This window comes from Betaproteobacteria bacterium, from assembly GCA_016713305.1.
Taxonomy (GTDB): domain Bacteria; phylum Pseudomonadota; class Gammaproteobacteria; order Burkholderiales.
Window position 1 is genome coordinate 96,766 of sequence record JADJPK010000012.1, and the last position, 26,749, is coordinate 123,514.

The window sequence follows — 26,749 nt, forward strand, 5'->3', positions numbered from 1 at the left end:
ACCCCATCGCCCATGACTGCTTCCCTCTCGCACATCCGCGTACTTGACCTTTCCCGTGTGCTCGCGGGCCCCTGGTGCGGCCAGATCCTGGCCGATCTCGGCGCCGAGGTCATCAAGGTCGAACGTCCCGGCGTGGGAGACGACACCCGGACCTGGGGTCCGCCGTGGATGCGCGACGAACAGGGCAACGACACGCGCGAGGCGGCGTACTTCATGGCGGCCAATCGCAACAAGAAATCCGTGACGGTCGATCTCGCGCGGCCCGAAGGGCAGCGCATCGTCCGTGAGCTGGCGAAGCAGTGCGACGTGCTACTGGAGAACTACAAGCTGGGGGGCCTCGCCCAGTACGGGCTCGACTACGCTTCCCTGCACGAACTGAATCCGCGTCTCGTCTACTGCTCCATCACCGGGTTCGGCCAGTCCGGCCCCTACTCGCCCCGCGCCGGCTATGACTTCATTCTCCAGGGCATGGGGGGCCTCATGAGTCTGACCGGCGAACGCGACGATCTGCCCGGCGGTGGCCCGCAGAAGGTGGGGGTGGCGGTCGCGGATCTCTTCACGGGCATGTACGCGACGGTTGCGGTACTGGCGGCATTGGCCCATCGCGACCGCAGCGGTTCGGGGCAGTACATCGATATGGCGCTGCTCGATGCGCAGGTCGCGATGACGGCGAACATGGGCATGAACTATCTCGCCACGGGCAAGATCCCCGGGCGCGCGGGAAACGCGCACGCGAACATCGTCCCCTACCAGACGTTCGCCGCGGCCGACGGAGAGATCATCCTCGCGGTCGGCAACGACGGGCAGTTCGCGAAGTTCTGCGAAGTGGCAGGCCGCCCCGAACTCGCGCACGACGAGCGCTTCGCAAGGAATCCGGACCGCGTCAGGAACCGCCAGGTGCTCGTGCCGATCCTGGCCGGGATCATCGTCGAGAAACCCATGCAATGGTGGTCCGATGCGCTGGAAAGCGTCGGCGTCCCTTGCGGCGCCATCAACAATCTCGCGCAGGTGTTCGACGATCCCCAGGTGAAGCACCGCGCGATGAAGGTGCAGATGCCGCATCCGACCGCCGGCACCGTTTCCCTGATCGGCAGCCCCATCAAGATGAGCGAGACGCCCGTGGAGTATCGCAACGCGCCGCCCTTGCTGGGACAGCACACGGACGAGATTCTTCGTGACCGCCTGGGCCTCGACCCCGAAGCGATCGAAGCGCTGCACCGGGATCGCATCGTATGACCTTTGCCGGGCTGCGCGGCATGGCGCCCTGGGCATGGGCCGCCATGGCGGTCTACGCGGGTTGGTGCGGCTATGCCTACTGGACGCTGCTGTCGGCCGATGCGGTGTACATCTGGCACCTCGTGCTGTTCGGCATTGCAGCGGTCCTGTTCGCCTTCCCGCGCCTGTTGCGTCCACGCGGGGCGATTCAGGCGCGGCGCGTGCACTTCGTCCTGGTGTCGGTCGGCTGGAGCGCATTCGTCGCCATGCCGCTCGCCACGCTCCTGCGCGACGCCGGCCCGGGCGGCGTCTTCACCATCAGCCTGCTGTGGTTCGGCGGCTGTACCGCACTCGCGTTCCTGTGGTCCTGGCTGCTTTCCCGCCATGCCTGGCGTGCCCTGCCGCTTTTCATGGTGCTGGGATGCATCGCGTTGGCGGAACCGGGATTGGTGCTGGTCCGCCTCGCCCGCGAACACGACTGGGAAGCCATCGGCGTGCTGTTGCCGGTGTTGCATGCCACACACGCCCTGCTCCTCGCGCCTGTCGCCAACGCCTACCGCAAGTCTTTCGTGGGCTCCAGGACGCCGCCACCGGACGCGGGGGCTTATGCCCTGGCGCTCGTGGCGTCCGCGGCAACCTTCCTGTTCGCAAGCGCGTTGTGGTTCGCCGTGATGCGCATCGTGCTGTCGATGGTGAAATCCTAGGAAAGGTCCGATGGATGTCCGCGGATTGCGTGGCAGTCGATAACGGTCGATGGCACGTCCCCCGGTGGAAGGCCGAAGCCGGCCAGTCGGAGGACCACTGGATAGGCCCATGCCCATGAGAAGGTCCATGGGAGGGCCACGGCGGTGAAGACGAAGAGCACCGGTTCCTCACGCCGCTTGGCGGCACATCACCTCACGCACGCCGGCTCACGTCCGCTGCAAGAACGAAAAACGGCCACCCGGAGGGAGTGACCGTTCTTCATTCCCGGCGCAGGCGGCTGCTGCTGCCGCCTACCGTTCGTCAGATCAGACGCACCGCCCGCCATCCACCTCGAGGCAGGTGCCCGTGATGAACCCGGCTTCGTCGGACGCCAGCCACAGCACCGCATTGGCGATGTCCAGTGGCTGCGCGAGCCGTCCCAGAGGCACTGTCGAAACGAACTTCGCGCGAATCTCCGGCGTGTCGGTCCCCATGAACTCCTTGAGCAATGGCGTCTCGCCCGCGACCGGATTGACGATGCACACGCGGATCTTGTCCGGAGCCAGTTCGACGGCCATGGACCGGCTGGTCATGATGGCGGCACCCTTGGACCCGTTGTACCACGTGAGCCCGGGACGAGGCCGCACGCCGGCCGTGGAACAGATGTTCACGAAGGCTCCACCGCCGGCCTTGCGCATCACCGGGACACAGTGCTTGGCGCTGTGGAACAGGCTCTTCACGTTCACGCCGTAGATGCGGTCGAACATCTCTTCCGAAACATCCAGCATCGACTGATTGCGGTGCGTGGTGCCGGCATTGTTGACGACGGTGGTGAGGCCTCCGAAAGTATCGACCGTGGCCTTCGCCAGAACGGCCCAGTCGGCATCCTTGGAGACATCGCAGTGCTGATAGGCAGCGCGGCCGCCGGCAGCGTTGATCTCCGAAACGACCTTGCGGCCGTTCTCGTCGTTGATGTCCGCCACCATGACCTGACAGCCTTCCTCGGCCATCCGCTTGGCGATTCCCTCGCCGAATCCCTGGCCGCCCCCGGTGACGATGGCGATCTTGCCCTTCAACCTCATGTGATTCTCCTGTATGGATTCAACGGCACACGGTCTGGGTCGCAGCCGGATCCAGTCCCTTGTTGCCGACGGTGTCGAGCGGCACTTCGTGCCGGACGGCGGTGATTTCCGCCAGTATGGCCACCGCGATCTCGGGTGGCGTCTTGCTGCCGATGCGAAGGCCCACCGGTCCATGCAGACGATCGAGTTCCGCCTGCGAAAGATCGAACTGTGCAAGCCGTTCGCGGCGCTTCTGCGTATTGAGCCGCGAACCGAGGGCGCCGACATAGAACGCGGGCGACTTCAGCGCTTCCAGCAAGGCGAGATCGTCCAGCTTCGGATCGTGCGTCACGGCCACGACCGCACTATGGCTGTCGAGATTCAGTTCCGTGACCACGTCGTCGGGCATGTCGCGCGTGAGCGTCGTGCCCGGCACGTCCCATGTCACCGCATATTCTTCGCGCGGATCGCACACGATCACATCGTAGTCGAGCGCTTGGGCCATCATCGCGATGTACTTCGAGAGCTGTCCGGCGCCGATGATGAGCACCCGCCAGCGCGGACCATGGATCATGGTGAGCCGCTTGCCGTCGAAACTCATGGTCTCGCTGCGGGTGGCCGAAGCGACAGACACACGCCCGCTGTCCATGTCGAGATGCCGGGCCACCAGTTCGTGTCTCGCGATTCCGTCGAGCACCGCCTGAATCGAGAGGCGGTCCTGAATGGGCTCCAGCACGAGTTGGAGCCGGCCACCGCAGGGCAATCCGTAGCGCTGCGCGTCTTCCTTGCTGATTCCGTAGATCGTCACTTCCGGCTTGTCGGCCGCGAGCGACTTCTGGCGGACCTTGTCGATCAGGTCGTCCTCGACGCAACCTCCGGACACCGACCCCGCTACCAGGCCGTCGCCACGAACGGCGAGCATCGCGCCCGGCGGCCGCGGCGAGGAACCCCACGTTTCGGTGACCGTCGCCAGCACCACTCGGTGTCCGTCCTGCATCCAGGAGGCCGCGCTCTTCAACACCTGCAGATCGACACTGTCCATCGTCTTACCGTTTCCTTCCTGGGTCCCCAGTAGACAGCCCCATGGGGGCCGCGCGGTGGGTCAATCCCGGCAGCAGCGGCAACCGGGGCGCCGTACCGGTGTGGGTTGGTCCCGATTTGCCCGGCAACGTTCATGCTCCGGGCGCCATGGCCGGAATCCTCCGTTCCCGCACGAGCCAACCTGACAAGGATGCCTCAAAAAGAAAACGGCCTCAACGACTCCGCCGGAGAGGCGGAGTGTCGAGGCCGTGAGCGGACAAGGTCCGCCGACTACGCGTTGCAGCTTAGACGCTGCGCGGCTTCATCGTGTGACGCGGATCGGCATACAGCTTGATGTTCTCGGGCGTGAACGGCAGACGGCGCACGCGGATGCCAGTGGCGGCAAAGATCGCGTTGCCGACCGCAGCAGCCACGACAGCCGTCGCGGGCTCGCCGAGACCGCCGGGAGGCTGGTCCTTGGCGGCGGGAACCCAGTTCAGGCTGATCGTCTTCGGCGCTTCGTTCATGCGAACGACACGGTAGCCGTCGAAGTTGGTCTGCTCGACACCACCGTTCTTGACGGTGATTTCACCGAAGAGGGCAGCCGAAAGACCGAAGATCGTGCAGCTTTCCATCTGGGCAGCCGCCTGGTCGGGGTGAATCAGCGGACCCGCGTCCACGACGTAGGTGACCTTCTCGACCGTCACGTCGTAGTTCTTGGACACGCTGATCTCGGCCACGCAGGCCATGACCGTGTTGTAGCCTTCCATCGAGGCCACGCCCATGCCCTTGCCTTCCGGCATCTTGGCACCCCAGCCCGCCTTGCTGCGAACTTGCTCGAGGACCGCCTTGAGACGGCCACCGACCGGCACGCCGGCAGACAGACCCGACCACTTGTGCTTCTCGCCCTGATACTCCAGGTTGTCGATGCGGTACTGGATCGGATCCTTGCCCACCGCATGAGCCACTTCGTCGATGAAACCTTCAACGACGTAGCAGTTCAGGTTGTGGGACACGCCACGCCAGTAACCCGGGGTGATGCCCGAGTCGTGCATCTGGTACGTGAGCTTGTGGTTGGGCACGGCATACGGGAAGTTGTCGATGGCTTCGACCGCGAACGGGTCGATGCCGTCCTTCACGATGCTGGGGAACAGACGCGCCGAGATGGAGGGGCTGGTGCCGTGATAACGATAGGCAACCGGCTTGCCGGCCTTGTCCACGCCCATCGCGACCTTGTAGATCCCGCCCGGACGATAGGAGTCGTGCGTCATGTCGTCTTCGCGGCTCCAGACCATCTTCACCGGAGCGCCGACTGCCTTGGAGATTTCGGCGGCGTCGATCGTGTAGTCGACTTCCACGCGGCGGCCGAAACCACCACCGAGGAAGGTCGTGATGACCGTGATCTGCTCGGGCTTGAGGCCCGTGGCGCCGGCCACGACGAACGGAACCAGCTGCTGGAACTGGGTCGGGGTGATGATCGTGGCACCATCGGCACGCACGTCGGCCACCGTGTTCTGCGGCTCCATCGGCGAGTGCGACAGGAACGGCAGTTCGTAGGTGGCTTCGTATACCTTGGCGGCATCCTTCATCGCGCCGTCGGCGTCGCCTGCCTCACGGAACACCGCGCCGGCCTGCTGGGAGGCTTCCTTCAGACCTGCCCACACCTTGCGCATGTCGTTGTTGGCGTTCGGGCCTTCGTCCCAGGTGATCTCCAGGAGGTCCTTCGCCTTCTTGGCCTGCCAGTACGAATCGGCGACCACGGCAACCCCGCGGCTGTACTGAACGACAGCCTTCACGCCCGGCATCGCCTTGGCGCGCGTGTCGTCGTAGCTGCCGACCTTGCCGCCCATCATGGGAGGCATGGCAACGGCGGCGTACAGCATGTTGGGCACGCGAACGTCGATACCGAACGTGGCGGTACCGGCAACCTTGGCGGGCGTGTCCAGGCGCTTCTGCTTGGCGTTACCGACTTGCTTGAACTCGGAAACAGGCTTCAGCGGGACTTCCTTCGGCACTTCCAGCTTGGACGCGGCTTCGGCGAGCTGACCGTAGGTGGCACGCTTGCCACCAGGGCCGGACACTGCACCGCCAACGGCCTTGCACTGAGCGGCGTCGACACCCCACTGCTGGGCAGCGGCGTTCACGAGCATCATGCGGGCGGAGGCGCCTGCCTTGCGAAGCTTTTCCCAGCCATCGCGAACGGAGGTGGAACCCCCGGTGAGCTGACCGCCGAGCAGAGCGTTGATGTAGGCCTCGGCGGGAGGAGCGAACTCCACCTTCACCTTGTTGATGTCGACTTCGAGTTCTTCGGCCACCAGGATCGGCATGGACGTGTAGACGTCCTGGCCCATTTCGGACCGGGCACACATGATCGTGATGGTGTTGTCGGTGCCGATCTTGACCCACGCGTTGGGCGAGTGGGTGGCTGCCTGGGCTTCGGCAAGCTTGGAAGCGGTGGGCAGGTAGAAACCGAGTGCGAGGCCACCGCTGACGGCAGCGGAAGCCTTCAGGAATTCACGACGAGCTGGCACGTTGATGTTTTCCATGGTCTATGCCTCCTCGATTAAGCCTTGGCCGCGGCCTTGATAGCAGCGCGGATGCGGGGGTAGGTGCCGCAGCGGCAGATGTTGCCGGACATCCAGGCATCGATATCGGCGTCGTTGGGGCTCTTGTTGTTAGCGAGCAGAGCGGAAGCCTGCATCATCTGGCCGGGCTGGCAGTAGCCGCACTGGGGTACATCCAGGGCAACCCAGGCCTTCTTGATGGGGTGCGTTGCAGCCAGACCTTCGATGGTGGTGACTTTCTGACCCATCACCGAACCGATGGGGGTCTGACAGGACCGGACGGCCTGTCCATTCAGGTGCACGGTACAGGCACCGCAGAGCGCCTTGCCACAACCGAACTTCGTGCCGGTCATGCCCAAGGTATCGCGAAGGACCCAGAGGAGCGGTGTGTCGGGTGCGACATCAACGCTCGCCTGCTTCCCGTTGAGGTTAAAAGAGATCGCCATTTGGAAACTCCCCCTTCCGGTCAGAAACGTGAGGTTAGTTGGTTAACTGCGCGTCCTACCAACAGCAGTTGCAAGACGGCGGGACGTTACACGAACTCAAAAACCCTTTCAACACTTTCCCTGTCACCAAACGCCTTGAAAAGCTTTATGTTTTTGGCGATATAGCGAGAGCGGGAACCGCTGTCCAGGTTGCGTTTCGAACGCGTCGATCGATTCGTCACCCAATCAGCGACTTGCACTCTTGTTGCATCGCAACATCGCCCTTGGACAAACGATTGGAGCGAGGAATTCTTGGCGTCGCTCCGCCGGGAGGTTCTCCCGTCCCCGGGCGCGGTTCGGGCCGAGACCGCTTGCGGCACTTCAATATGGAAGTTCAATCAGACTGAAGACGGTGGTTCCGAGAACGCCGATCCGATCCAGTTTGAGTGGGCCCCAAGCTCTTCCCCGGCGGGGGGGGGGCCGGCCGGCCGCCCGCCTCCCCGCCGGGGGGGCGCCCCCCCGCGCGCGCGCGGGCGCCCGCGGCGGGAGACCAAGCGCCGGGCCGTCCCAAGCTTTTTCTCTGACTGCGGGGTTGAGGGGTACATCGGGGGTGAATTCGATTCGCGTGAACGCGCGAATCGATACTCGGCCGAGGTGCACGTGCGATGCGCAGCATCGCGTACACCCCGGCCGTAGGCGCTAGCGGTGGCTGTACTTTCTCAGTTCGAGCTTGGCCAACTGGTTGCGGTGAACCTCGTCCGGACCGTCCGCCAGACGCAGGGTCCGGTTCCATGCATACATCCAGGCGAGCGGGAAGTCATCGCAGACTCCGCCGCCGCCATGCGCCTGGATCGCCCAGTCGATGATCTTCTGCGCCATGTTGGGCGCGACGATCTTGATCATGGCGATCTGCGCGCGGGCAGCCTTGTTGCCGACCGTGTCCATCATGAAGGCCGCCTGGAGGGTCAGCAGTCTGGCCTGCTCGATCATGCAGCGGGACTCGGCAATCCGCTCGTGCCACACGCTCTGTTCGGACACCGGCTTGCCGAAAGCGACGCGCGACGAAAGGCGCTTGCACATGAGTTCCAGGGCACGCTCTGCCTGACCGATGATCCGCATGCAGTGGTGGATCCGGCCCGGTCCCAGCCGGCCCTGCGCGATCTCGAACCCCCTGCCCTCGCCGAGCAACATATTGGATGCGGGCACACGCACGTTCTCGAGCAGTACCTCCATGTGGCCGTGAGGTGCGTCGTCGTAACCGAACACACTCAGGGGGCGCAGGACCGTGACGCCCTTGGCATCGGCCGGCACCAGGATCATCGACTGCTGCTTGTGCCGGTCCGCATTGTCCGGATCGGTCTTGCCCATCACGATGTAGATCCTGCAGCGGGGATCGCCGGCGCCCGACGACCACCACTTCTTGCCGTTGATCACGTACTCGTCGCCGACGCGCTCGATCCGGCACTGAATGTTGGTGGCGTCCGACGAGGCCACCTCCGGCTCGGTCATCAGGAAGGCCGAACGCATCTCACCGTTGAGGAGCGGCGTCAGCCACTGCTTCTGCTGTTCGGGCGAGCCGTACCGCAGAAGGACTTCCATGTTCCCGGTATCGGGTGCCGAGCAGTTGAACACCTCGGGCGCCCACGTGATCCGGCCCATGATCTCGCACAAGGTGGCGTACTCGAGATTGGTGAGATCGCCGCCGTGATCCTTCGGCCGCCAGAGGTTCCACAATCCCGCGGCCCGCGCCTTCACCTTCATCTCCTCGATGATCTTCGTCGGAACCCACGCATTGCCCGCCTTGCGGTTGGCGTCGATCTCCTCGAAGAAGCGGTTCTCGTTCGGTACGACGTGTTCCTGCATGAATGCAGACACGCGCGCCTGCAATTCCTTGACCTTGGTGGAGAATTCGAAATCCATGTGAGCGTTGTCCTGGTTGTTGCCGACGATGCACGCCTCGTGTGGCGTGCCGGGGATATACGCCGATGCGGTTCGTCCTGGCAGGCCGCACGGGGCGAGACGCAAGCTTCCGGCTGACCCGCATTCTAGGGAAGGTCCGGTCGATGTGCACGGTGGCGCCGCAGGCGGGACGTGCGCGCCCCCGCTCTTCGGGCCATGGGTACGGCTCCAATGGCGGCGCGGGCGTGCGATGCCGAAGAGGAAACCCGCGCAGGGGCCCTGGCTCAGACCGACGGATCGCGCCCTTCCAGAGCCGCGACGGCCTGTCGCAGGAACTCCGGCACCGGCGCCGAGCGGCGCGTTTCCGGATCGGCATTGACGTAGACCACCTCGCCACTCACAAGATGGTCGCCGCCCCGATGGATCTCGAGCGCGAAGTTCATGCTGGACCTGCCGATACGAGCGACCCGGGCGCACACGTCGATCTCGTCGTCGTACTCCGCTGAACGGTGGTACTCGACAGTGGACTTGACCACGTACAGATCGCTTCCGTGCTCGATGAGGCCCTGCGGATAGGGCACTCCGGCCGCGCGCCAGTACTCGGTGATGGCCACGTCGAAGTACATCAGATAGTGCCCGTTGAACACGATGCCCTGCTTGTCGACCTCGGCCCACCTGACCCGCATGCGGTGAGCGAAGCGGTAGTCGTCACGCGCCACGCCATCCTCCCTGGTTGATCCGACCATAGCACAGCCGACATGGCCCGCTCGCGCCGCGCCGCCTTTCCGGCACTGGCCGAATGTGGTCCAATCGGATCAGGTTTTCCGGCTGTTTCTGGAGAGGTCGATCCCGTCATGCGCCCCTTGCCCACCCTGTTCGTCTCGCACGGGGCTCCGACGTTGGCAATGGACCCGGGGCAGACGGGTGCCCGGCTGGCACAGCTGGGTGAGCGTATGCCCCGGCCCCGGGCCGTGCTCGTGGTGTCAGCGCACTGGGAAACGGCGGCGCCCTCGGTGTCCGCAGCGGCTCGCCCCGACACCATCCACGACTTCCACGGCTTCCCGCCCGCCCTGTACTCCATCCGCTACGGCGCCTCCGGCGCACCGGATCTCGCCGAACGGGTGCGAGGCTGCCTTGCCGCGGCGGGCTTCGACACCGGCATCGACCCGACACGGGGGCTGGATCATGGCGCGTGGGTGCCGCTTCTGCATCTGTTCCCCGACGCCGGCGTACCGGTCACGCAGCTGTCCGTCCAGACGCACCTGGGCCCGGATCACCACTGGGCGCTCGGCGAGGCACTGGCGCCTCTCGCTCATGAGGGCGTGCTGATCATGGGTTCCGGGAGCATCACGCACAATCTTGCCGAGTTCCGCATGCTGCCGGAGGACACCGGTGAGGCCCCCTACGTGAATGCGTTCCGGACCTGGATGGCGGACCGGATTGCGGCGCGCGACTACGCCGCGCTCCGGGCCTACCGGACCCAGGCCCCGCATGCGGCGCGCGCCCATCCGACCGAGGAGCACCTTCTTCCCCTGCACGTCGCCCTGGGCGCCGCCTCTGTGGCCCCGCGGCACGAGCGGCTGCACGCGGGGGTCACGTTCGGCGTGGTCGGCATGGACGCCTATGTCTTCGGCGCAGACCGCCTCGACGCGGGACAGGACGTGTGATGCTCCCTCCATGACGGATTCGAACAACTTCTCGCTGATTGCGACGTTGAGACCGGACGACATCGCGGGCCTCACCTATGAGATGGTGCAGCCGAGCGAGGCGCTGCTGGGCCCCCCGCCCCTGCTCGTGCTGCTGCACGGCGCCGGCAGCAACGAGCACGATCTGCTGGGGCTGACCCCCTACCTCGACGGCCGCTGCTGCATGGTGTCGGTACGTGCGCCATTCCAGAACGGGGCCGGAGGGTTTGCGTGGTATCGCACGGCCTACACCGCCTCGGGTGCCATGATCGACGAAGAGCAGGAAGCCGCAAGCCGCGACGTGCTCGCCCGCTTCGTGTCGGAGATCGTCCGGGAGCGGGGCGCGCATCCTGCCAACGTGTATCTGCTGGGGTTCAGCCAGGGGGCCACCATGGCACTGTCGCTGCTGCTCAGCGATCCGGGCCGCTACGCCGGCGCGATGGCCTTCGGCGCGCGGCTGTTGCCGCAGATCTCCGGACGAGTCGCGCGCCGCGACCTGCTGAAGGGCAAGCCGCTGCTGCTGGGTCATGGCGTCCTCGACGACGTCGTGCCGGTCGCCCGTGCCCGAGGGGTCCGAAGCTTCCTCCTCGATGCCGGCATGGACCTCGACTATCGCGAGTACGCAACCGGCCACGACATTCCGGGCGCCGCATTGCGCGACGCGGCCGCGTGGCTCTCCACGAGGCTCGAAAACGCAAGCCTCGCGCCGCGGGTCCTTCAGTCGTAACGCCGGGATACCGTCTCGGCGACCATCACCGGCTTGTCGCTGCCCTCCCGTTCCATCGTCACGGCGAACACCAGTTGCACCCCGCCCTGCACCCGTTCGAACCGGGCAAGGGTGAAGTGGGCACGGATGCGGGAGCCAGCCGGCACGGGCTGGGTGAAGCGCACGCGATTGAGCCCGTAGTTGACGCCCATCCGCGAGGAGGCGAACTCGAACGAATCGAAGGCGAATTTCGCGAGCAACGACAGTGTGAGGTAGCCATGCGCGATCGGTCCGCCGAAAGGCGATTCCCGCGTCGCCCGTTCCACGTCCACGTGAATCCACTGGTGGTCCCCGGTCGCCTCGGCGAAGAGGTCGATCCTCTCCTGCGTCACGTCCAGCCAGTCGCTCACGACCAGTTCCTCGCCGACCCTGGCCTCCAGGTCTTCAAGACGTTCGATTCGGATTCGTGGCATGGGGACGGCTCCGGAAGGAGGGATTCGACGGAATTATGACGGACGCCTGGAGATCGCGACCAGGAAGTCGACGAAGGCCGTCACCCGTGGAGCCACCGGTTTGCCGGGATGCCACAGCGCGTGGAGCGAATACTCGGGCGAGAGCCACCTCGGCATCACCGGCACCAGCGCGCCACTGTCGAACAGCGGTTGCAGCATGTGGTCGACGTCGCTCACGAGACCGAAGCCGGCCATGGCGGCGCCAACGCACGCATCGGAGTTGTTGCAGCAAAGACGTCCCTGCGCGGGGATCACCAGCTTGCGCCCGCGCGGTTCTCCGGGCACCTCGAATTCCCAGTCGAAGGGCTTGCCCGACGCCGAGTTGATGTAGTCGACCGTCGCGTGGCGGGCAATGTCCCGCGGGTGCTGCGGCACGCCGTGCCTCGCGAGGTAGGCCGGGCTCGCCGCCGTGATGAGCCGGTAGCCACCCAGCCGGCGGAACTTCAGGTGGCTCGATGGCGGCAGCACACCCCTCACGAAAACGTCCGCATCCGCATTCGCGATCGCGTCCACGCGGTCGTTCAGCACGAGGTCGAGGCTCACACGCGGATGGGCATCGAGGAATTCCGGCAACCGGGAGGACAGCACCCGCGTGCCGAAGAACTCCGGCACCTCCACCGTCAGCGCCCCCGATATCTCGCCCGAGCGATCCGCGTACTCGTTCTCAAGCGCGTCGATCCTGTCGAGGATGTCGCGCACCTTTCCGGCATAGCGCTCGCCCTCCTCGGTCATGGCCACCGAGCGCGTGGTGCGCCGGAAGAGCCTCACACCCATCCGCGATTCGAGCCTGGCGATCTGCCCCGACACGGCCGCGCGCGATACTCCCAGCGTCCGCGCAGCGCGGCTGAAGCTGCCGCTCGCGGCGACTTCGCAAAAGGTCCGCATCAGCGGCACGTTCTCGCTCACGTGTCGTCTCCCCGCATTGTCAACGCCTGCCGAACGATGTTGCCAGATCGCAAGGCCAATGTTGACACCATACTTCGCCTCGCCTCTGCAATCAAACCCTGACCGTGTGCTGCCATGACTCCGACTTCGAATGCCAGGACCGAACTGCCGGGACTCGTCCGGCTCGCCGTGCCTCTGGTGGCCGGACTGACCGCTTCGTCCATGCTGATGATCACCGACACCTGGATGCTGGGACCGCTCGGCGCCGTCGCCCTGGCTGGCGCATCGCTGACCGCCAGCGTGATCGTCGTCCTGTGGGCCGCGTTGTATGGCTTTCTCACGCCGGTGGGAATTCTCGTGGCGCGCGCGTTCGGCGCAGGCGATCACCCACGTGTCGCACGCGTGCTGGCGCACGGCCGCTGGCTCGGCTTCGCCATCGGCACGGGGTGCGCGGCCACGATGATCGGACTGCTGCCGTTGCTGCCCGTCATGGGCCAGCCCGTCGAAGTCGTGCAGGGCATCGCGCCCTACTGGATCGCGATGGCGCTGCTGCTGGTGCCCTACAGCGTGAACCTCGTCTACAAGCAGACGCTCGATGCCGTGGACCGCCCCTGGACGGGCGTGATGTGGATGTTCGTCGCCGTGGTGGTCAACGTCCCGCTGAGCTATGCCCTGGTCCGCGGCGCGTGGGGCGTGCCGCGGCTCGGACTCACGGGCGCCGGGCTCGCGACGCTCGCGGCCGAGTGCGCCTCGCTGTGCTGCTTCATCGCACACTGGCACCTGGCCCCGTCGATGGCGCACTTCCGGCACCGCGTGAGCGTGCTGCGGAAGGGCCTGCAGGAGCAGTCCCGCGAGGGCTTCCCCATGGGACTGCAATATCTCGCCGAAGGCGGTGCCCTGTCGGTGGCCGGCGTCTTCATCGGCCTCCTGGGTGCCGCCGCCCTCGCCGCCAACCAGATCGTCTTCAGCGTCGCCTCCGTCGTCTACATGCTGCCGCTCGGGATGGCGGGAGCCGTGGCTGTGCGCATCGGCCAGGCGGTGGGGGCCGGCGAGTCCCGGCGTGTCCGCCCCATCGGAATGGCCGCCATCGGGCTGGTCACGCTCTGGACGGTCGCGATCTCCGTTCTGCTGCTCGCAGGCGGAGAACGGATTGCGCGGACGTTCGTGGACGATGCCTCGGTGATCGGCATCGCCAGTTCCATGTTCGTCGCTGTGGGCCTCATGCAGGTCTTCGACGGCGTGCAATCGGTCAGCCTGGGCGCGCTGCGTGCGCTGCTGGACAACCGCTGGCCCACGGCCGTGACCCTGGGCGCCTACTGGGCCCTCGCCTTGCCGCTGGGCTGGGTGCTGGCAGTGCCGCTGGGACAGGGCGCCGCGGGATTCTGGGCCGGATTCGCCGTGGCTCTGTCCATCGCGGCCGTGCTGCTGCTGCGGCGATTCCTCCAGCAGTCCCATCCGGAGCGTGCGGCCCGATGGGCATGCACGGAACCTGCCCGCTGATCCCGGGTCGGACTCGCGTATGCTCGTTCGAGGGGAGCCCATGCCGCTTCCCGGACGATCCAACCGCTCCACGAGGCGCGCAACCGGGAGACACGCATGAACCACTGCTGGAAATCGATCGGCGTCATCGCCCTGGGGGCCGCCATGGCCGCGCCTGCGGCCGCGCAGGTATCCCTTGGCGGCAACCTGGGCCGATGGTACTTCGGAGGCGGAGTGGGCGTCGGGTTCGGCGACATCTCGTACGTGAACATATCGCCGTTCGCGGGCTATCGCATCACCGACGAGTGGTCGGTCGGTGCGGGACTGCAGTACCGCTACCGCAACGACGATCGTTTCGGCCGGGATCTGTCGACCACGGACTACGGTTCGAACGTCTTCACGCGGTACCGCATCGCCGGACCGCTGTTCGTGCATGGTGAATACGAATACCTCAACTTCGAGTACTACCGCGGCGCAAGCAAGGAACGCACGGGCGTGTCGAGCGTCCTGGCCGGCGGCGGCATCTCCCAGCCGCTGGGACGGAACGCGTCGTTTTTCGCGATGGTTCTCTACAACCTCAGCTATTCCAGCTACGCGAGTCCCGCGCCATACGCCAGCCCGTGGGTCGTGCGGGCCGGCGTGGGGTTCAACTTCTGACGGGCGAAGGCCGCGCTCCTAAGGCCTGAACTTGGCCAGCGTCGCCGTCGTGTCGCGCGCCAGGAGAAACTGGTCCGACGTGACGGCCACGAAATCGGCGCCGTGTGCGATCCACTTCTTGGCGTCGGCTTCCGCGAAGGCAAGGATGCCGGCCGCCTTGCCCCCTGCCCGGATCTTGTCGATCGCCGCCGCGATGACCTCCTGCACTTCCGGATGCCCCGGATTTCCCAGGTGACCGTAGCCGGCCGCGAGATCCTGGGGGCCGATGAAGATGCCATCGAGTCCTTCCACCTTCGCGATCTCGCTCAAGTTCTCCACGCCCCGCTTCGACTCGATCTGGATCAGGACGCACATCTCCTCCTCCACGCGCGCGAAATAGTCGCGCACGCGTCCGAACCGGTTGGCGCGCGAATTCGTGGACACGCCGCGGACGCCTCCCGGCGGGTAACGGGTCGCGGCCACGGCCCGGCGCGCCTCCTCGGCCGTTTCCACGAACGGGATCAGCAGGGTCTGGACGCCCAGATCCAGCAGCCGCTTCACCACCACCGTGTCGTTCCAGGGAGGTCGCACCATCGTCGCCACGGGGTAGGCCGCGGCCGCGTGAAGCTGCGCATGCACCGAGGGCAACTCGTTGGGTGCGTGTTCCATGTCGATCAACAGCCAATCGAAACCTGCGCCCGCCGCGATTTCCGCAGCAGCGTGACTGCCCAGGCTCAGCCAGCATCCCAACTGGGCGGAGCCCGACTTCAGGGCCCGCTTGAACCGGTTCTCCGGCATATCCATCGTGTGAGTTCCTCCTTGAAATCGTTCTGGGCAGGTCCGGCCGGAAGATACGGCCGCGACGCAAGTCCGGGTCCGTCGCCGCCCGCTCGCGCCGGGCCCTCGCGGGAATCCGGATACCGCGCGGCCCGTGGCATGGGTCGAACGTTGCCGGGGTATTTGAACACAGCGCTTCGCCCCGACCAACCGCAGCGCCGATCGGGACACGGGCATCCCGGCCGCGCAAGCGCAGGACATCGCGGATTTACACGCACGCCTCCCCGCTGCAGAATCGGCGCCATGACAAACGCCTTCCAGTTCAGCGGCGTCGTGCCGATTCTCGCCACGCCCTTCCTGCCCGACGAATCCCTCGACCTGCAATCCCTCGACTGGCTCGTCCGCTTCATGGCTGATGCGGGCGCCGATGGTGTCACGGTGCTGGGAGTCCTCGGAGAATCCAACCGGCTGTCCGACCGCGACCGTGAATGGGCCGTGCGAACGGCGGTCAAGGCAGCTTCGGGCCGCATGCCAGTGATCGTCGGCTCCAGCCATCCCGGAACCCAGGCCACCATCGATCTCATTGCCATGGCGGCCGAGTCCGGCGCGTCCGCGGTGATGGTGGCGCCCTCGGCCGAACCGGTGCCCAACGACGAACGCGTCTTCGACTATTTCCGCCGGGTGTGCACCGCCTCGCCGATTCCGGTCGTCGTCCAGGACCATCCGGCATCGACCGCCGTGCACATGCCCGTGCCCCTGCTCGCGCGAATCGCGCGGGAAGTCCCCAACATCGCGGGCATCAAGGAAGAAGCCGTGCCCACGCCCCCCAAGCTGCGCGCGCTGCGCCAGGCGCTGGCCGAGCACCCGTTGAGCATCATGACCGGACTGGGCGCGCTCTACGGGCTCTTCGACCTCGAGGCCGGAGGCGACGGTTTCAACACGGGCTTCGCGTTCCCCGAGGTGCTGATCGCCATGGTGAAGGCGGCACGAGCCGGGGACTGGGCCCGTGCACGTACGCTCTATACGCGATTCCTCCCGCTGATCGTCTTCGAACAGCAGCCCGGTGTGGCAGTGCGGAAGGAGATCCTGCGCCGCCGGGGACTGCTGTCGTCGGCCACCGTCCGGCATCCGGGCGCGGGACTTGCGCCCGGTGCGGCGGATCAGATCTCCTCACTCATCGAAAGCGCGTTGCCAGGGGTGGACATCACCGAGGTGGTGAAGCTCGGCTGAGGCGCCCTCCGGACAATGAGATCGGGTTTTTTTTTTTTTTTTTTTTTTTTTTTTTTTTTTTTTTTTTTTTTTTTTTTTTTTTTTTTTTTTTTTTTTTTTTTTTTTTTTTTTTTTTTTTTTTTTTTTTTTTTTTTTTTTTTTTTTTTTTTTTTTTTTTTTTTTTTTTTTTTTTTTTTTTTTTTTTTTTTTTTTTTTTTTTTTTTTTTTTTTTTTTTTTTTTTTTTTTTTTTTTTTTTTTTTTTTTTTTTTTTTTTTTTTTTTTTTTTTTTTTTTTTTTTTTTTTTTTTTTTTTTTTTTTTTTTTTTTTTTTTTTTTTTTTTTTTTTTTTTTTTTTTTTTTTTTTTTTTTTTTTTTTTTTTTTTTTTTTTTTTTTTTTTTTTTTTTTTTTTTTTTTTTTTTTTTTTTTTTTTTTTTTTTTTTTTTTTTTTTTTTTTTTTTTTTTTTTTTTTTTTTTTTTTTTTTTTTTTTTTTTTTTTTTTTTTTTTTTTTTTTTTTTTTTTTTTTTTTTTTTTTTTTTTTTTTTTTTTTTTTTTTTTTTTTTTTTTTTTTTTTCGAGGCCCGCGCATTGGCGACTCGTCGCGCCCGACGTTGTACGACGAGAGTCAGACCCGCCACCAACAACAAGATCGATCCGGGCTCAGGCACCTGCACGACGGTCGGACCGAAGGCGTCATAGAGCGTCACGTCGACGAACTGGATCGTCGTACCGGCGCTCTCCAACGGACCGTCCAGCCAGATGTCGGTCTGGGCGATGGCCTGCCCGGTCTCGTCGTCGATGTCGTACTCCACGATGGCCGAGGCGAACGGGCGTGCGAACACGGTCCGCCCCAGCGGGGGTGCGAGCGCGATGTTGTTGACGAGGATCTGCACCCCGGCCGGAACCGCGCCCGCTGCGCTCGCGACGCCCGCCGCGTTGAACACCAGGCTGAACACATAGTCGTCGGCGGCGAAGCGTCCGCCGCTCAACTGGTCCGGTCCGCTCTGCAGGTAGCTCATGCCATGCAGATCGTCTCGGGTCAGCTCGCGCTGGACTTCCAGCGGACGCGCACCTTGCACCATGAGCGCCTCCAGGTCGCGGATCGCGTTGAAGCCGGTCGCCGCCCGCCCCGCCGCCGCAACCTCGCGTGTCGGCGTCTGCGCGAATCCGCCGGTCGCGAACGGTCCGTCCATGGTGAACGTGGACTTGTCGATGACTCCATTGAAGGCATTGAACGGATTGTTGTCGCGGTCCACGAGGTGCAGGGACAGGTCATCGCCGCGGTTGTCGTCGAAGTTGCCGACACGGCCGTCCCTTCCCGCCGCGTCGATGCGGCCGTTCGCGCCGAGCGTGCTGGCCGTGAAGCGCGTCACGGGCCCGGGAACGACAGGACCGACGGCACGGTCGGCGAAGTTGGGATGCCCCAGCCCGATCGCGTGTCCCATTTCGTGGACGAGGATCGTCTCGAGATCGAACGTCTGCCCGCCGAGGACCTTGACCGGCGTGCCGGCGGGCAGGCCCGCTGGAAAGAACGTCAGGTTGTCGGCGCCGAGAATGGGCGCTCGGTTGTCCCAGGTGGCCACGGCACGCATCACCGCGGGCTGGTCGGCCGCTGCGACGGCGAAACCGGCGGCCGTGTTGAACGTCACGTTAAGCGTTCGGATCGGGGAGCCCCTGCAGGTCCCGGACGGCCAGTACGGCCCAGTAGAGCGGCGCCGGAATGAACGCTCCGGCAATGGCCGGATCGGCGATCCGCCGGTCACCGACGAACGTGAATCCGTGTGCGTTCATGGCTGCAAGAAGCAGGAACGCCGCGCACCAACGGCGGTGCGCGTGGGAGAAAGCCGGAATGGGAAACGGCCGTCCGGAGGGACGGGTGGCATCGGCAAGCATGGGAGGTCTCCTCGTGCGCACGGGCGCCGGTGACCGCCGCGTCAATCGGCTGGCGGTCCGCACGCAACGGTCGAGGCCGCTGTCAAGAATCACGGGCGCCCAGTGCGACCGGCGCTCGCGTCAGCGGGAAGAGAAGAGGATTGGACTTGTGGCGCGATGGCGAATGCATAGGCCGTGCCGCAAACGGGTCAATGCATTCGCGAGGTACCTGCGCAGGAGGAAGATCCCTTCGAGGATGCACGCGCTCGAGAACAACGCAGCAGCCGCTGTGCCGTTTCTCGACAGTTGCAGTTCCACGGCGCCTGACACCTCCCGGCACCCGGCCCGGGAGGTGTCAGACGCCGCCGGCAAGAACAACGGGGTTCATCACACGGATCGGCTTGCCGTCGAGATACGCGAGCACATCCTCGACGGCTTCGCGGTAGAACTGCCCGTAGACCTCCGAGGTGCAGTAGCCCAGATGCGGACTCAGTACGGCATTGGGAAGGGAGAACAGGGGGTGACCCTGGGGAAGCGGCTCGCGGTCGTAGACATCCAGTCCGGCACGAAGTATTCCCTCCTGCAGCCGTTCCACCAGGGCCGCCTCGTCCACGAGCGGTCCGCGCGAAGTGTTGACCAGGATGGCGCCCGGCTTCATGGCGCCAAGTTCGGAACGGCCCACGATTCCGCGCGTACGGTCGGACAGCACCAGATGGATCGTCACAGCGTCGGAGGTCGCAAAGAACTCGCCCTTACCCACCAGCCGAGCGCCCGCAGCCGCCGCGCGTTCTTCGGTGAGATTGGGACTCCAGGCCACGACGTTCATGCCCAGGGCCGCGCCATAGCGCGCCAGACGAGTGCCGATCTTGCCCAGGCCCAGCACGCCCAGCGTGCGGCCCTCCAGAACGTCCCCGAGCGGCACCGATTCCTGAAACCGTCCGGCGCGGACGTTCCGATCGGCCGCAGGCACGTGCCGCGCGGCCGCGAGCAGGGGCGACAACGCCATCTCGGCGGTCGTCGCATCCGAACGTTGGCTGCCGGTGTTCGACACGACGATGCCTCGGGCCGTGCAGGCATCGATGGCGAGCGTGCCCGAGCGCACTCCCGTCAGGCAGATCATCCTGAGCCGCGGCAGCTGCTCGATGAGCGAGGCGGGGAAGTGGGTCCGTTCCCGCATGATGACGAGAATGTCGAACCCGGCAAGCGTGGTCGCGAGTTCTCCTGCCTCCAGTGGACGTTCGAAGAACGTCACGGCCGCGCGCTGCTCCAGCGCTGTCCAGTCCGCACTCGACCGGGCCACGCGCTGCCAATCGTCCAGTACCGCGATCCGTGTCATGTTTCTTCCTGAGGGTGGGCAGCGGGCACCACGGATAAGGAGGCGGCGCGCGCCGCATGCACGGCGCGCGGCAGGCTGGCGCTACAGCGCCAGACGCTTCACGGCCTCCTCGTTCCAGTCGATCCCGCTTCCCGGGGTGTCGGGAACCATAGCGTATCCGTCCTTGACCTCCAGGGGAGTGGCGAGGATGGGATTGGCCCAGTCGCTCGCTTCGAGCCAGTCGGCGGTTTCGCTGACGCGCAGCAGATGCGAGGACACGATCGGGTAAAGGTGGCTCGACAACGGCGCCCCGGCCGCGCCTGCGATGGCGGCGGACCGCATCCATCCCGTCACTCCGCCAATCCGCATGAGATCAGGCATGTAGAGGTCCGCGGCCTGCGCCGTCACCGCCTTGTAGAACTCGCGCGGGCCGTAGATGTTCTCGCCGATCTGCACGGGCGTCTTCAGTTCGCGCGCGAGACGGGCGGACCCCTCGTAGTTGTCGAACACGACCGGCTCTTCGAACCAGTACAAGCCCTGGTCATCCAGCGCCTGCAGCCGCAACATCGCCTCGCCGTAGGCAAGACCCTGATTGAAGTCCACCATCAGCTTGATGTCCTTGCCCGCTCCGCGGCGCGCGGCCGCGATGGCGTCGAGATCATCCTGCAGCGTCGGCCGGCCCAGGCGCAGCTTGATGGCCTCGAACCCGCCTTCGGCCACGAGCGAAGCCGCTTCGGCTTCGAGACGGTCCAGCGGAATGAGCCAGAGGCCATTCGTGTTGTACGCCCGCACCTTGCCGGTCGTGCCGCCGAGCAGCACGCACAGAGGCAGACCCGCAGCACGCGCGAAGGCGTCCCAGATGGCCATGTCGAGACCGGCCGTCGCGATCACGCTGATGCCCTGCCTGCCCAGCAGATGCAGCGCGCCGATGTTGTCGCGGAAGGCGTCGAGCGGCGCGAGCGGCTTGCCCGCCAGACGTGACGCCAGGTCTTCGATCGCGCCCGCCACGTAGCGGACCGAACTGGCCACGTAGGGCTCCAGGTAGGACCGGCCGACCACGCCTTCCCGCGTCTGCACATCGATCAGCACGAAAGGCCATTTTTCGAAGTTGCCGACCTTCGCCACGAGCGGGCGGCGCAGAGGGACCGACACCGCTCTCACCCGCACGCTCTCGAAGGTGAGGCGGGGACACACTGCTGCATTGCTCACTCGGTTCTCCTTTGAATGAAGAAACGCCCGGCCGCGCGGCCGGGCGCAAATCGACGATGCGTCGCGCGGTGCTGCGGCCGGCGGCGGCAGCACATCGACTGACGTCAGGCGGCTATCTTGCCAGAGGCAGGAGACTGGCTCGACGGCGCAGCCGCCCCGGGACTTCCGATCACGGATTCCAGTTCGGTCCAGCGATCCTGCACGGCCTTCAGCGCCTGCTCCTTCACATGCCCGAAGCCGCGGATCTGATCCGGCAGCTGGGCCAGCTCCAGCACGGACGCGTGGTTCCCGGCATGCAGCTTCTGCAAGGCAGCGGAGACGGACGAACGGTACCGCTCGACGAGCGCCCGTTCCGTCCGGCGTTCGTCCGTCTTGCCGAACGGATCGAGCGGACTTCCCCGGAGGAACCGGAATTTCGCCAGCAGCCCGAACGCAGGTTTCATCCAGGCGCCGTATTCGCGCTTGACCAGATGCCCTTGCGAATCCCGCTTGGCGAACAGCGGCGGTGCGAGGTGATAGGTGATCTTGTAGTCGCCATCGAACGCACCACGGACGCGCGCCTCGAAGTCTCCGTTCGAGTAGAGCCGCGCGACTTCGTACTCGTCCTTGTACGCCATCAGCTTGAACAGCGAACCGGCCACGGCCTTGGCGATACGGTCACCGCCGTTGAACTTCGCCTCCGCCTCGCGAACGCCTTGCACGAAACTCTCGAACTGCCGCGCGTATGCCGCGTTCTGGTAGGCGGTGAGGAACTCCACCCGCCGCTTGACCAGAGTGTCCAGCGACTGGGGCAGATTCACCGTGACGGGCTTCGCCGGGGTCGCTGCCTTCTCCACGAGTTCCGGCCAGATGGCCATGCGACGACCCCACAGGAACGCCTGCCGATTCGCTTCGACGGCAACGCCGTTCAACTCGATCGCACGATCCAGCGCCTGCGCCCCCACCGGGACCAACCCCTTCTGGAACGCGTACCCCAACATGAACAGGTTGGTCGCGATGGAATCGCCCAGCAGCGCTGTTGCGATCCGCGTCGCGTCGAAATAGTGAGCCTTGCCTTCGACCGATTCGTCGATCAGCGCGCGGACCTGGGCATCGGGGAACGCCCAGTCGCGTTCCTGCGCGAACTTGCCCGTGGGCTGCTCGTGACCGTTGATGATCGCCGTCGTGCGTCCCGGTGCCGCCTTGGCAATGGCATCCGCGGCACCAGCGGTCAGCATGTCGCAACCGAGGATCACGTCCGCTTCACCCGTGGCGATGCGCTGCGCGCGCAGGTCGGCCTGCTGCGCCGCGATCCGCACGTGCGAGGTCACGGAACCGTTCTTCTGCGACATGCCGGTCATGTCGAGCACCGACACGCCCTTGCCCTCCAGGTGCCCTGCCATGCCCAGCAGCGCGCCGATGGTGATGACGCCGGTGCCGCCCACGCCCGTGATCAGGAGGTTGAAGGGCCGGTCCAGATTCGCGGACTCGGGCGCCGGCAATTCGCCGAACGCGGACGTGTCGGCGGTACGTGCGGCGCGCGACTTCTTCGGTGTGCCGCCCTTCACGCTCACGAAGCTCGGACAGAAGCCTTCCACGCAGGTGAAGTCCTGATTGCACGCCGACTGGTCGATGAGACGCTTGCGGCCGAATTCCGTCTCCAGCGGCAGGATGGCCGTGCAGTTGGATTTCACGCCGCAGTCGCCGCAGCCTTCGCACACGGCTTCGTTGATGAACATGCGCCGGTCGGGCGTGGGGAACTCGCCCTTCTTGCGGCGGCGGCGCTTCTCCGCAGCACATGTCTGGTCATAGATGATGACCGAGACGCCCTTCACTTCGCGCAACTCTCTTTGCACGTCGTCGAGACTGCCCCGTTCGTGCAGTGTGACCTGTGCAGGCAGGGCCGAGCGGTCGGCGTAACGGGAGAGATCCTCGGTCACCAGCGCGATCCGCTTCACCCCTTCGGCCGCCATCTGGTTGGCGATCATCGGCACGGTGATCGTGCCGTCGACCGGCTGGCCGCCCGTCATCGCGACGGCGTCGTTGTAGAGGATCTTGTACGTCATGTCGACGTTCGCAGCCACGGCGGCGCGGATGGCCATGTGCCCCGAGTGGAAGTACGTGCCATCGCCCAGATTCGCGAACACGTGCTTGCGCTTGGAAAACGGCGCCTGGCCGATCCACGGCGCGCCCTCGCCGCCCATCTGCGTGGTCGTCTTGTTGTGCTCGGGATAGATGGCCGTGGCCATCACGTGACAGCCGATGCCGGCCAGTGCGAGGCTGCCCTCGGGTACCTTCGTCGAGCGATTGTGCGGACAGCCCGAGCAGTACCACGCCGGACGGGTGGGCGTCTGCACGGCCTTCTTGAGCACCGCCTCCTTCGCCTCGAGAAACGCCAGCCGCGCGCGGATGCGGTCGCTGGGATAGAACCGCGCGACGCGGCCCGCGATGACGCGCGCGATCTGCGCGATGGAGAAGTCGCCCTTGGCCGGCAGCAGCCAGTTGCCGCGCGGCGCGACCCACTCACCCTGCTCGTCGAACTTGCCGATCACGCGCGGACGCACGTCCGTGTGCCAGTTGTACAGGTGCTCCTTCAACTGGTACTCCACCATCTGGCGCTTCTCCTCGACCACGAGGATTTCCTCCAGGCCGCGCGCGAATTCCCGCACGCCGTCCGGTTCGAGAGGCCAGGGCATGCCGACCTTGAACAGGCGGATACCGATCTCGGCAGCGTCCCGCTCGGTAATGCCCAGTTCCTCGAGCGCCTCCAGAACGTCCAGGTAGGACTTGCCGGACGCGATGATTCCAAGATGCGCGTGCGGCGAATCGATGGTGATGCGGTTCAGGCGGTTGGCACGGGCGTACGCGATGGCGGCGTAGATCTTGTAGTCCTGCATCAGCGCTTCCTGCTTGCGCGCCTGCACGCCCAGCGTGTCGGTGGAGAGCCTGCCGTTCAGTCCGCCTTCGGGCATCGTGAAGTTCTCGGGCAGGACGATCTTCGGTTGGGTGAGATCCGCGACGATCGACGCAGAGGACTCCACCGTGTCGGCCAGCGCCTTGAAGCCCACGGCACACCCGGAGAAGCGCGACATGGCGATGCCGTGCAGACCCAGCTCGATGTATTCCTCCACGTTGCAGGGATACAGCACCGGGATCATGGAAGCTGCGAACAGGTGGTCGCTCTGGTGCGGCAGCGTCGAGGAATATGCGCCGTGATCGTCCCCCGCGACGAGCAGCACGCCGCCATGCTTCGCGGTGCCGGCGAAGTTCATGTGCTTGAACACATCGCCGCAGCGGTCGACGCCGGGACCCTTGCCGTACCACATGGAGAAGACGCCGTCGTACGGCGAACCGCCGGTGAGGTGCACCTGCTGCGTGCCCCACACGGCCGTGGCCGCGAGTTCCTCGTTCACGCCCGGCTGGAACTTCACATGGTGGGCTTCGAGATGCTTGCCCGCCTTCCACAGCGCCTCGTCGAGCCCGCCGAGCGGCGAGCCCCGATAGCCGGAGACGAATCCCGCGGTGTTGAGGCCGGCGGCGAGATCGCGCCGGCGCTGGACCAGCATCAGGCGGACCAGCGCCTGGATGCCGGTCAGATAGATTCTTCCGTTATCGGCGACGTACTTGTCGTCCAGGGTTACGGCGTGCATGGTGTTCTCCTGTTGGAAAAGCCTCGGTGCCGGTTGCCTTGTGTTCGGCAGCGGCCCTGCAACCCTCGCGGACGGGTAATTCCACGAGGGTGGATTGGCGGTCGTCGGTGACGCGCGAGCCGTTCCAGCGGCGCGTCGCGTCGAGCATCACTTCATGGTGGCCGGAACCGGCCGGGATCATCGGAAAGCAGTTCTCGAGCTGCGCTACGGCCACGTCGAGAAAGAACGGGCCGGGATGCGCCAGGCAGCGCGCGATGGCGGCATCGAGGTCGGCCGGGTCTTCCACCCGTTCCGCACCCCAGCCGAAGCCTCGCGCCACGGCCACGAAATCGGGCAAGGCCGCCGTCCAGCTGTGACTCAGGCGGCCGCCATGCACCAGTTCCTGCCATTGGCGGACCATGCCCATGTGCGAGTTGTTCGTCACGACGAGCTTTACCGGCACCGAGTGCTGGGCCGCCGTGGACAGCTCCTGCAGGTTCATCAGGACCGAGGCATCGCCGCTCACGCACACCACCGTGGAACCGGGGTGGGCGATCTGCGCGCCGATCGCGGCAGGCAGTCCGTACCCCATCGTTCCGGCGCCGCCGGAGGTGAGCCAGCGGCCGGGACGGTCGAACCCGATGTACTGGGCGGCCCACATCTGGTGCTGCCCCACGTCGGTGGACACGACGGCATCCCGCCCCTCGAGGGCGCCCGCCAGCGAACGCATGAGCTGCTGCGGCAGGATGTGCTCCGTGCTCGGCTCGAAACCGAGACTGTCTTCCGCACGCCACTGTTCGATCTGCTCCCACCAGGGCTCCAGCGACGGGGCGGGCGTCCTGATCTCGTCCATGGCTTCGAGCAGCCCGGTCAGCGCTTCGCGGCAGTCCCCCACGATGGGCACGTCCGCCTTCACGCGCTTGTTGATGGACGACGGGTCGATGTCGATGTGCACGGTGCGAGCGTAGGGGCAGAAGTCCTCGAGCCTGCCGGTGACGCGATCGTCGAACCGCGCGCCGACGCAGACGATGAGGTCGGCGTGATGCATCGCGAGATTCGCTTCGAGCGTGCCGTGCATACCCAGCATGCCGAGAAATTGCGGGCTGGAGGCCGGGAAGGCCCCGAGTCCCATCAGCGTCAGAGTGCAGGGTGCGCCCGTGCGTTCCACGAGCTGCGCGAATGCCGTGCAGGCAGCCTCGCCGGAATTCACCAGCCCCCCCCCCCTAGAAGACCGGGCGGCGCGCGCAGGCCAGCAGTTCCGCGGCCTCGCCCAGACGTGCACGCGACACCTGCCGCCTGGGCTCGGGCGGGACCTTCGCGCGACTCACGGGCTGGGACGACCCCACGGTCGCAAGCTGGAGGTCCTTCGGGAAATCGAGAAGCACGGGGCCGGGACGGCCGGTGGTCGCGACCCGGAAGGCCTTGCCCACCAGTTCGGTGACTTCGGCCGCGCTGCGCACCTGGGCGTTCCACTTGGTCACGGGCCGGGAAAGTCCCAGCGCATCGCACTCCTGGAAGGCATCGGTGCCGATGAGCGACGTCGCCACCTGACCGCTGATGCACACGATGGGCACCGAATCGCTCATCGCATCGAGCAGGCCCGTGATCGTGTTGCTCACGCCGGGACCGGAGGTCACCAGCACGACACCCGGCCGGCCGGTGGAACGGGCGTAGCCCTCGGCCGCGTGAACGGCCGCCTGCTCGTGCCGCACGAGCACGTGGCGCAGGCGCGGCTCGTCGTAGAGCGCGTCGTACACCGGAAGAATCGCGCCGCCCGGATAGCCGAAAATCACCTCGACGCCGTGCTCCAGGAGGGCATCCAGAAGCGCGCGTGCTCCCGTGACGGAAGCACCCGTCTCGAGCAGCTCGGGCGGCTCGAGGAACGCGGTGGCGGTCGAAGCATTCATGGTGTTTCCTTTTCGGATCTCGCCCCCGCAGGCGCGGTGTCGAGGTGGGTCAGCGGATGAAACGATACCTGCCGCCCTCAAGA

The 26,749-nt window shown here is 65.1% G+C and carries 21 protein-coding genes and 1 pseudogene; 7 read left to right on the forward strand and 15 right to left on the reverse strand.

Annotation, left to right across the window (positions count from 1 at the left end; translation table 11 throughout):
- Nucleotides 1-12 precede the first annotated feature (12 nt).
- Together IPK20_16750 and IPK20_16755 are read left to right on the forward strand one after the other, a co-directional pair.
- Nucleotides 13-1,236 (forward strand): CoA transferase, encoded by a 1,224-nt coding sequence (locus IPK20_16750; protein ID MBK8018210.1) that lies wholly within the window; start codon nt 13-15, stop codon nt 1,234-1,236.
- A complete protein-coding gene (locus tag IPK20_16755) occupies nt 1,233-1,919 on the forward strand; it encodes a hypothetical protein (GenBank protein ID MBK8018211.1) in 687 nt (228 codons plus the stop codon). Before IPK20_16750 ends, IPK20_16755 begins: the two co-directional genes overlap by 4 nt.
- A gap of 306 nt (nt 1,920-2,225) precedes the next feature.
- Here the strand turns inward: IPK20_16755 and IPK20_16760 are convergent, their stop codons facing one another.
- The 6 genes from IPK20_16760 to IPK20_16785 form a co-directional block, all read right to left on the reverse strand.
- Nucleotides 2,226-2,981: an SDR family oxidoreductase gene (locus tag IPK20_16760; protein MBK8018212.1), complete on the reverse strand. Its 756-nt coding sequence runs from the start codon at nt 2,979-2,981 to the stop codon at nt 2,226-2,228.
- Between the two features lie 19 nt (nt 2,982-3,000).
- Nucleotides 3,001-4,002: an XdhC family protein gene (locus tag IPK20_16765; GenBank protein ID MBK8018213.1), complete on the reverse strand. Its 1,002-nt coding sequence runs from the start codon at nt 4,000-4,002 to the stop codon at nt 3,001-3,003.
- A 283-nt stretch (nt 4,003-4,285) separates the two neighbouring features.
- Nucleotides 4,286-6,526, reverse strand: coding sequence for a xanthine dehydrogenase family protein molybdopterin-binding subunit (locus IPK20_16770; GenBank protein ID MBK8018214.1), 2,241 nt, complete (start codon nt 6,524-6,526; stop codon nt 4,286-4,288).
- Nucleotides 6,527-6,543: 17 nt separating this feature from the next.
- Entirely contained in the window at nt 6,544-6,990 is a 447-nt protein-coding gene (locus IPK20_16775) for a (2Fe-2S)-binding protein (protein MBK8018215.1), read from the reverse strand.
- A gap of 678 nt (nt 6,991-7,668) precedes the next feature.
- Nucleotides 7,669-8,889 (reverse strand): acyl-CoA dehydrogenase family protein, encoded by a 1,221-nt coding sequence (locus IPK20_16780; protein ID MBK8018216.1) that lies wholly within the window; start codon nt 8,887-8,889, stop codon nt 7,669-7,671.
- Nucleotides 8,890-9,152: 263 nt separating this feature from the next.
- Complete coding sequence (locus IPK20_16785) at nt 9,153-9,587, reverse strand: acyl-CoA thioesterase (GenBank protein MBK8018217.1); 435 nt, start codon at nt 9,585-9,587, stop codon at nt 9,153-9,155.
- A 135-nt stretch (nt 9,588-9,722) separates the two neighbouring features.
- Between IPK20_16785 and IPK20_16790 the strand changes: the two genes are divergently transcribed.
- Nucleotides 9,723-10,535 (forward strand): dioxygenase, encoded by an 813-nt coding sequence (locus IPK20_16790; protein MBK8018218.1) that lies wholly within the window; start codon nt 9,723-9,725, stop codon nt 10,533-10,535.
- A 10-nt stretch (nt 10,536-10,545) separates the two neighbouring features.
- Entirely contained in the window at nt 10,546-11,280 is a 735-nt protein-coding gene (locus IPK20_16795) for an alpha/beta fold hydrolase (protein MBK8018219.1), read from the forward strand.
- On the opposite strand, the gene IPK20_16800 is transcribed toward IPK20_16795, so the two are convergent.
- Nucleotides 11,271-11,732, reverse strand: coding sequence for a MaoC family dehydratase (locus tag IPK20_16800; GenBank protein ID MBK8018220.1), 462 nt, complete (start codon nt 11,730-11,732; stop codon nt 11,271-11,273). The genes IPK20_16795 and IPK20_16800 overlap by 10 nt on opposite strands.
- A 33-nt stretch (nt 11,733-11,765) precedes the next feature.
- Nucleotides 11,766-12,677: a LysR family transcriptional regulator gene (locus tag IPK20_16805; protein MBK8018221.1), complete on the reverse strand. Its 912-nt coding sequence runs from the start codon at nt 12,675-12,677 to the stop codon at nt 11,766-11,768.
- Between the two features lie 114 nt (nt 12,678-12,791).
- On the opposite strand from IPK20_16805, the gene IPK20_16810 reads away from it, so the two are divergent.
- Together IPK20_16810 and IPK20_16815 are read left to right on the forward strand one after the other, a co-directional pair.
- Nucleotides 12,792-14,156 (forward strand): MATE family efflux transporter, encoded by a 1,365-nt coding sequence (locus tag IPK20_16810; protein MBK8018222.1) that lies wholly within the window; start codon nt 12,792-12,794, stop codon nt 14,154-14,156.
- Between the two features lie 96 nt (nt 14,157-14,252).
- Complete coding sequence (locus tag IPK20_16815; protein ID MBK8018223.1) at nt 14,253-14,792, forward strand: outer membrane beta-barrel protein; 540 nt, start codon at nt 14,253-14,255, stop codon at nt 14,790-14,792.
- 18 nt (nt 14,793-14,810) lie between these two features.
- Here IPK20_16815 and IPK20_16820 read toward each other — a convergent pair whose 3' ends face one another.
- On the reverse strand, nt 14,811-15,575 hold the full coding sequence (locus IPK20_16820) for an HpcH/HpaI aldolase/citrate lyase family protein (GenBank protein MBK8018224.1): 765 nt from the start codon (nt 15,573-15,575) through the stop codon (nt 14,811-14,813).
- 276 nt (nt 15,576-15,851) lie between these two features.
- Here IPK20_16820 and IPK20_16825 point away from each other — a divergent pair, with 276 nt between their 5' ends.
- A complete protein-coding gene (locus IPK20_16825; protein ID MBK8018225.1) occupies nt 15,852-16,778 on the forward strand; it encodes a dihydrodipicolinate synthase family protein in 927 nt (308 codons plus the stop codon).
- On the opposite strand, the gene IPK20_16830 is transcribed toward IPK20_16825, so the two are convergent.
- The 6 genes and pseudogenes from IPK20_16830 to ilvB form a co-directional block, all read right to left on the reverse strand.
- Nucleotides 16,719-18,404, reverse strand: a complete 1,686-nt coding sequence (locus IPK20_16830; GenBank protein ID MBK8018226.1) for a PEP-CTERM sorting domain-containing protein — start codon at nt 18,402-18,404, stop codon at nt 16,719-16,721. The genes IPK20_16825 and IPK20_16830 overlap by 60 nt on opposite strands.
- 1 nt (nt 18,405) lies before the next feature.
- Complete coding sequence (locus tag IPK20_16835; GenBank protein ID MBK8018227.1) at nt 18,406-18,648, reverse strand: hypothetical protein; 243 nt, start codon at nt 18,646-18,648, stop codon at nt 18,406-18,408.
- Between the two features lie 334 nt (nt 18,649-18,982).
- On the reverse strand, nt 18,983-19,963 hold the full coding sequence (locus tag IPK20_16840) for a D-2-hydroxyacid dehydrogenase family protein (GenBank protein MBK8018228.1): 981 nt from the start codon (nt 19,961-19,963) through the stop codon (nt 18,983-18,985).
- An 81-nt stretch (nt 19,964-20,044) separates the two neighbouring features.
- Nucleotides 20,045-21,136 (reverse strand): mandelate racemase, encoded by a 1,092-nt coding sequence (locus tag IPK20_16845; GenBank protein MBK8018229.1) that lies wholly within the window; start codon nt 21,134-21,136, stop codon nt 20,045-20,047.
- A 119-nt stretch (nt 21,137-21,255) separates the two neighbouring features.
- Entirely contained in the window at nt 21,256-24,780 is a 3,525-nt protein-coding gene (locus IPK20_16850) for an indolepyruvate ferredoxin oxidoreductase family protein (protein ID MBK8018230.1), read from the reverse strand.
- Nucleotides 24,740-26,666 (reverse strand): annotated as a pseudogene (ilvB, locus tag IPK20_16855) (biosynthetic-type acetolactate synthase large subunit). The gene IPK20_16850 and the pseudogene ilvB overlap by 41 nt, the downstream one beginning before the upstream one ends.
- Nucleotides 26,667-26,749: the final 83 nt, after the last annotated feature.

Bases quoted from the DNA above. Each gene is read 5' to 3' on its own strand.
- IPK20_16750 (MBK8018210.1), top strand. From the start codon at position 13: ATGACTGCTTCCCTCTCGCACATCCGCGTACTTGACCTTTCCCGTGTG.
- IPK20_16755 (MBK8018211.1), top strand. From the start codon at position 1,233: ATGACCTTTGCCGGGCTGCGCGGCATGGCGCCCTGGGCATGGGCCGCC.
- IPK20_16760 (MBK8018212.1), bottom strand. From the start codon at position 2,981: ATGAGGTTGAAGGGCAAGATCGCCATCGTCACCGGGGGCGGCCAGGGA.
- IPK20_16765 (MBK8018213.1), bottom strand. From the start codon at position 4,002: ATGGACAGTGTCGATCTGCAGGTGTTGAAGAGCGCGGCCTCCTGGATG.
- IPK20_16770 (MBK8018214.1), bottom strand. From the start codon at position 6,526: ATGGAAAACATCAACGTGCCAGCTCGTCGTGAATTCCTGAAGGCTTCC.
- IPK20_16775 (MBK8018215.1), bottom strand. From the start codon at position 6,990: ATGGCGATCTCTTTTAACCTCAACGGGAAGCAGGCGAGCGTTGATGTC.
- IPK20_16780 (MBK8018216.1), bottom strand. From the start codon at position 8,889: ATGGATTTCGAATTCTCCACCAAGGTCAAGGAATTGCAGGCGCGCGTG.
- IPK20_16790 (MBK8018218.1), top strand. From the start codon at position 9,723: ATGCGCCCCTTGCCCACCCTGTTCGTCTCGCACGGGGCTCCGACGTTG.
- IPK20_16795 (MBK8018219.1), top strand. From the start codon at position 10,546: ATGACGGATTCGAACAACTTCTCGCTGATTGCGACGTTGAGACCGGAC.
- IPK20_16800 (MBK8018220.1), bottom strand. From the start codon at position 11,732: ATGCCACGAATCCGAATCGAACGTCTTGAAGACCTGGAGGCCAGGGTC.
- IPK20_16810 (MBK8018222.1), top strand. From the start codon at position 12,792: ATGACTCCGACTTCGAATGCCAGGACCGAACTGCCGGGACTCGTCCGG.
- IPK20_16815 (MBK8018223.1), top strand. From the start codon at position 14,253: ATGAACCACTGCTGGAAATCGATCGGCGTCATCGCCCTGGGGGCCGCC.
- IPK20_16820 (MBK8018224.1), bottom strand. From the start codon at position 15,575: ATGGATATGCCGGAGAACCGGTTCAAGCGGGCCCTGAAGTCGGGCTCC.
- IPK20_16825 (MBK8018225.1), top strand. From the start codon at position 15,852: ATGACAAACGCCTTCCAGTTCAGCGGCGTCGTGCCGATTCTCGCCACG.
- IPK20_16835 (MBK8018227.1), bottom strand. From the start codon at position 18,648: ATGCTTGCCGATGCCACCCGTCCCTCCGGACGGCCGTTTCCCATTCCG.
- IPK20_16840 (MBK8018228.1), bottom strand. From the start codon at position 19,963: ATGACACGGATCGCGGTACTGGACGATTGGCAGCGCGTGGCCCGGTCG.
- IPK20_16850 (MBK8018230.1), bottom strand. From the start codon at position 24,780: ATGCACGCCGTAACCCTGGACGACAAGTACGTCGCCGATAACGGAAGA.